At 71.4% G+C, this 3,279-nt stretch carries 5 protein-coding genes; all 5 read right to left on the minus strand.

The annotated features are described in order from the left end of the window. Nucleotides 1-705 precede the first annotated feature (705 nt). Nucleotides 706-1,161, minus strand: coding sequence for a hypothetical protein (locus tag ACTWPW_RS63485; protein WP_443174925.1), 456 nt, complete (start codon nucleotides 1,159-1,161; stop codon nucleotides 706-708). A 93-nt stretch (nucleotides 1,162-1,254) separates the two neighbouring features. Further along, complete coding sequence (locus tag ACTWPW_RS63490) at nucleotides 1,255-1,593, minus strand: hypothetical protein (RefSeq protein WP_443174926.1); 339 nt, start codon at nucleotides 1,591-1,593, stop codon at nucleotides 1,255-1,257. After that, a complete protein-coding gene (locus tag ACTWPW_RS63495) occupies nucleotides 1,590-2,075 on the minus strand; it encodes a hypothetical protein (protein ID WP_443174927.1) in 486 nt (161 codons plus the stop codon). Before ACTWPW_RS63495 ends, ACTWPW_RS63490 begins: the two co-directional genes overlap by 4 nt. A 182-nt stretch (nucleotides 2,076-2,257) precedes the next feature. Further along, nucleotides 2,258-2,767: a DUF6283 family protein gene (locus ACTWPW_RS63500; RefSeq protein WP_443174928.1), complete on the minus strand. Its 510-nt coding sequence runs from the start codon at nucleotides 2,765-2,767 to the stop codon at nucleotides 2,258-2,260. A gap of 70 nt (nucleotides 2,768-2,837) precedes the next feature. Then, nucleotides 2,838-3,179, minus strand: coding sequence for a hypothetical protein (locus ACTWPW_RS63505; RefSeq protein WP_443174929.1), 342 nt, complete (start codon nucleotides 3,177-3,179; stop codon nucleotides 2,838-2,840). Nucleotides 3,180-3,279: the final 100 nt, after the last annotated feature.

Below are 3,279 nucleotides of genomic sequence, written 5' to 3' on the forward strand. Positions count from 1 at the left end.
GGCCCCCGGGTAAGGTGCCTGCCGTGGCAGTTACCACCTCCATATGGCAATTCGCGCTCATTGTCGGGCTTCTCACCTGTCAATCCCGGGGCTGGACACCACCCTGATCCTCAGGACCGCGGCCCTCAGGAGAAGTAGATCACACCTGCGGAGTCGTCCTGATCGGGAAGCAGGGCGTATCCGTCCTTGCCGTCGATCTGTGCTCGCAAAACCATTGGGCGCTGGCCGTCATAGATGAATGTCATGGGAGGTCCTCCGTCCAGAAACGTAAACCTGCCTTGACACCTTAGCGACCAGGCACGATACCGTCCGGAAACGTCTATCCAGAAAGCGGAACACGCACGGAGCTCTGCAACGGCGCCGTGGCGACAGCCCGGCGATCTCGCCGACACTGCTCACCAGCGCCCGCGGCGGCGGAGGCGCCTCCTGGCCGAACCGGCGTCCGGCGGCCTCGAGCAGGCGCGCACCTGTCTGCACGTAACCGTTGCCGCTGTGCGAGCCGCTGTCGGGTCGCAGGATCGCGGTGTGGGCTGCAACGGCTCGGCCTCATCCTGGCGGTGCGGCCTGGGCCCGGCCTGACCGGGCAGGTCCGCGGCACGGCGAGCATCGGCCGCGTCGGGTCCGGCTGTGCCGTGGCCAGGGGTGGCGGCGTGCTCGGCGCGAGTGCGTCGGAGGCGGAAGAGGATGGGACAGCTCGTGGCGTGGTCATGATCGTGCCGACGTTTCTGTGGTGGAGGGCAACGGGCGGCCGACGGGCAGCCAGGCGTGGCTGGGCAGCCCGCCGCGTAGCGCGTCGGCGTTGTCGGCGAGGTTGATGCCGCCGCCGGTGATGACGGCGTTCACTCCGCGCAGCGCCTGCTGTTCGCGCCGGTAGTCGTCGGTGAGGGCGATGGCCGAGGTAGGCCAGGCCGGCCCGTCGGGCAGGGTGGACTCGATGACGTGATCGCTCGCGGCTCTGACGCACCAGGCGTGGTCGAAGGCGAACGGCACGCCGTCGGCCAGCACCATGCCTTCGACGTACAGCAGGTCGGCGTGCTCGTCGGCCATGCGACTGGCGGTGGCGAAGCAGGTGCCCGGCGTGCCGGCGGCGAACCCGCCCGGCCGCGCCGCCGGGGTGAACAGGCGGCCCTGGGCCAGGAGCAGCTCGGCCAGGCCGGCCAAGCTCCAGGTGTCGCGCTGCCCGGCATGGGCCGGTGCGCCACATCCCGGCGATGGCGCCGGCCTGTTCCAGCAGCCATTGTTCCGCCGCGCGGCTCATGAGCCGTGTTCCTGGACGAGTGCGGTGAGCGCGCGTTCGCGCTCGAGGTCGCGCTGCTCCTGCACCGCGTCAGGGGTGCGGGGCGGCATCCGGGTGCAGGCCACCCGGATACGTCCGCCGGTGTCGGGCTTGAGCCGCCAGTTGGCCAGGGCGGGGCTGTCCAGGATGACCTCCCAGCCGTCGAACGGCGCGGCGAGGTAGGCGGTGATGGACCTTTCGACGGTGGCGGCCGTCGTCGGATCGGCCAGGTCGCCGAAATGCGGGGCGAGCGCCTGGACCACCTGGCGGGCGTAGCGGGCATGGTCGGCGGTACGCCGGTCGGATCGGCGGATCATGGGCGGCTCCTTGACGACGGAGGGAGAGGAGCGGGTGCCGATGCCGGCGCTGCGGGCGGAGGATGACGATGCGGCTCCAGCAGACGGGCCGCGGCCGGGGTTCGCACCCGCGGCGCGCTCGCGCGCACCTGCGGCGCGAGCTCCCACGGCTGCCACCGTGCTGCAGGTCGATCGGTCAGGGGACGTCCATGGTGGCGCAGGTCGGCGCGGGTCACCTGCGCCAGGAGCAGGTCAGGCGCCAGTCCTTCGCACACCGTCAGCGCGCGGCCGGCGTCGGTGAGCAGGTAACGCATGGACGGCCCGGGCGGCGGCAGCTCCAGCCAGCCGCGCTGAAGCAGCGGCGGCCACCAGGCGCCACCCGGGTCCGGCACGCCGGGCTGCGGCTGCCGGTCGGGCAGCACCTGGATCTCGGGCGGGTCCAGCCGCGCGCCGGTGTGCTCGTCGAAGAAGCGGCCACGCACCCAAAGCGTCAGGGTGGCCATCGGCGATGTCCTTGAGCGTACGGCGCAACGCCTCCTCTGCGCGTGGACCGAAGCGGCGAGGTGTCATGGCCGTCCCCTGCTCGCCGTGGCGCCTGCGTCCGGGCACGCCGCGCAGCGGCTGCTGGATCGCCCGGCGTCCTGCCGCGACTGTGCCTGCCTTGTGCTGGCCAGGTCCACCCTGATCATGGTGCTCCGTCGCCTTCCTGCGCGGCCAGTTGCTCCTGACGGCGGGCCAGCAGCTCGGCCAGGCTAGCGTGCAAGGCTGGCCAGGTATGGGTGTCGGGCTCGACAGCTTCAGGCGGCAGACTGCCCTCGAAGACGCTGAGCCGCACGCCGATATGGTCGGGTCCGACCACGGCCAGCCAGCCCGCGCACAGCCGCATCGGGTGCGCGGTGTCGGGCTGGTCCTTGTGGCAGGCCATCCGGGGGGCATGGGTGAGCCGGGCGACGTCGGCCTCGCTGGTGTCAGTCGGGCGCATCACGCCCTGCTGAGCGCGCTGCAGCCGCAGCATGTCCTCCTCGGAGAACGCGGTCAGGTCCGCATCGGTCCGCCATGGGCACACGCGCTCTCCGCTGCAGGGTCGGCTACGAAACTCCGTGGCCTCTGGGCTCGCTGCCGAAGCGGAGGGGTCTGGGATCGGCGGGACGGCACGTGTGCGTGTGCCCTCCTGTAGGAGGCGTCGCCGGGTCATTGGAAGGCCTCCAGCGTGGTCAGGCCGACCCCTCGACAAGCGCGCGTCAGGGTGTGGCGGTGCGCCCGGGTCATTGGAACGCCGCCGTGGTGAAGGCGACGCCTTCGTCGCGGAGGTCCGGAGTGCGCCAGCCGAACCGCCGATACCGCGGGTCGGTGATCTCCTCGAGCAGTTCCTGTGGCAAGACCTGGTAGCCGGACTCGGCCCAGAGGGTGATGCCGGGCTGGGTCAGCAGGTTCCGCCAGGCCGCCATGCTGGTCAGGCCGAGCTGGGGATGGGCGCGCATAAGGAGCTCGCAGTGCGCGCGGGCTTGGCCGATGTGCAAGCCGTCAGGGTCGGCCGTCAGCGCGGCGGCCAGGGCGGGATCGGCCGGCGGCGACCCGGCGGTTCGGGCGTCGAAATTCACGGTCATGAACGCGGTGCTCCTGTCTGCGGCTCCTGCCGATCCGCCATCTCGTCGATGCCTCCTTTGCGCCGGAGTTTCGCCCGATGTTCTTGCCATGAATCTGCCA

The organism is Nonomuraea sp. KM90 (genome assembly GCF_052246675.1).
Taxonomy (GTDB): domain Bacteria; phylum Actinomycetota; class Actinomycetes; order Streptosporangiales; family Streptosporangiaceae; genus Nonomuraea.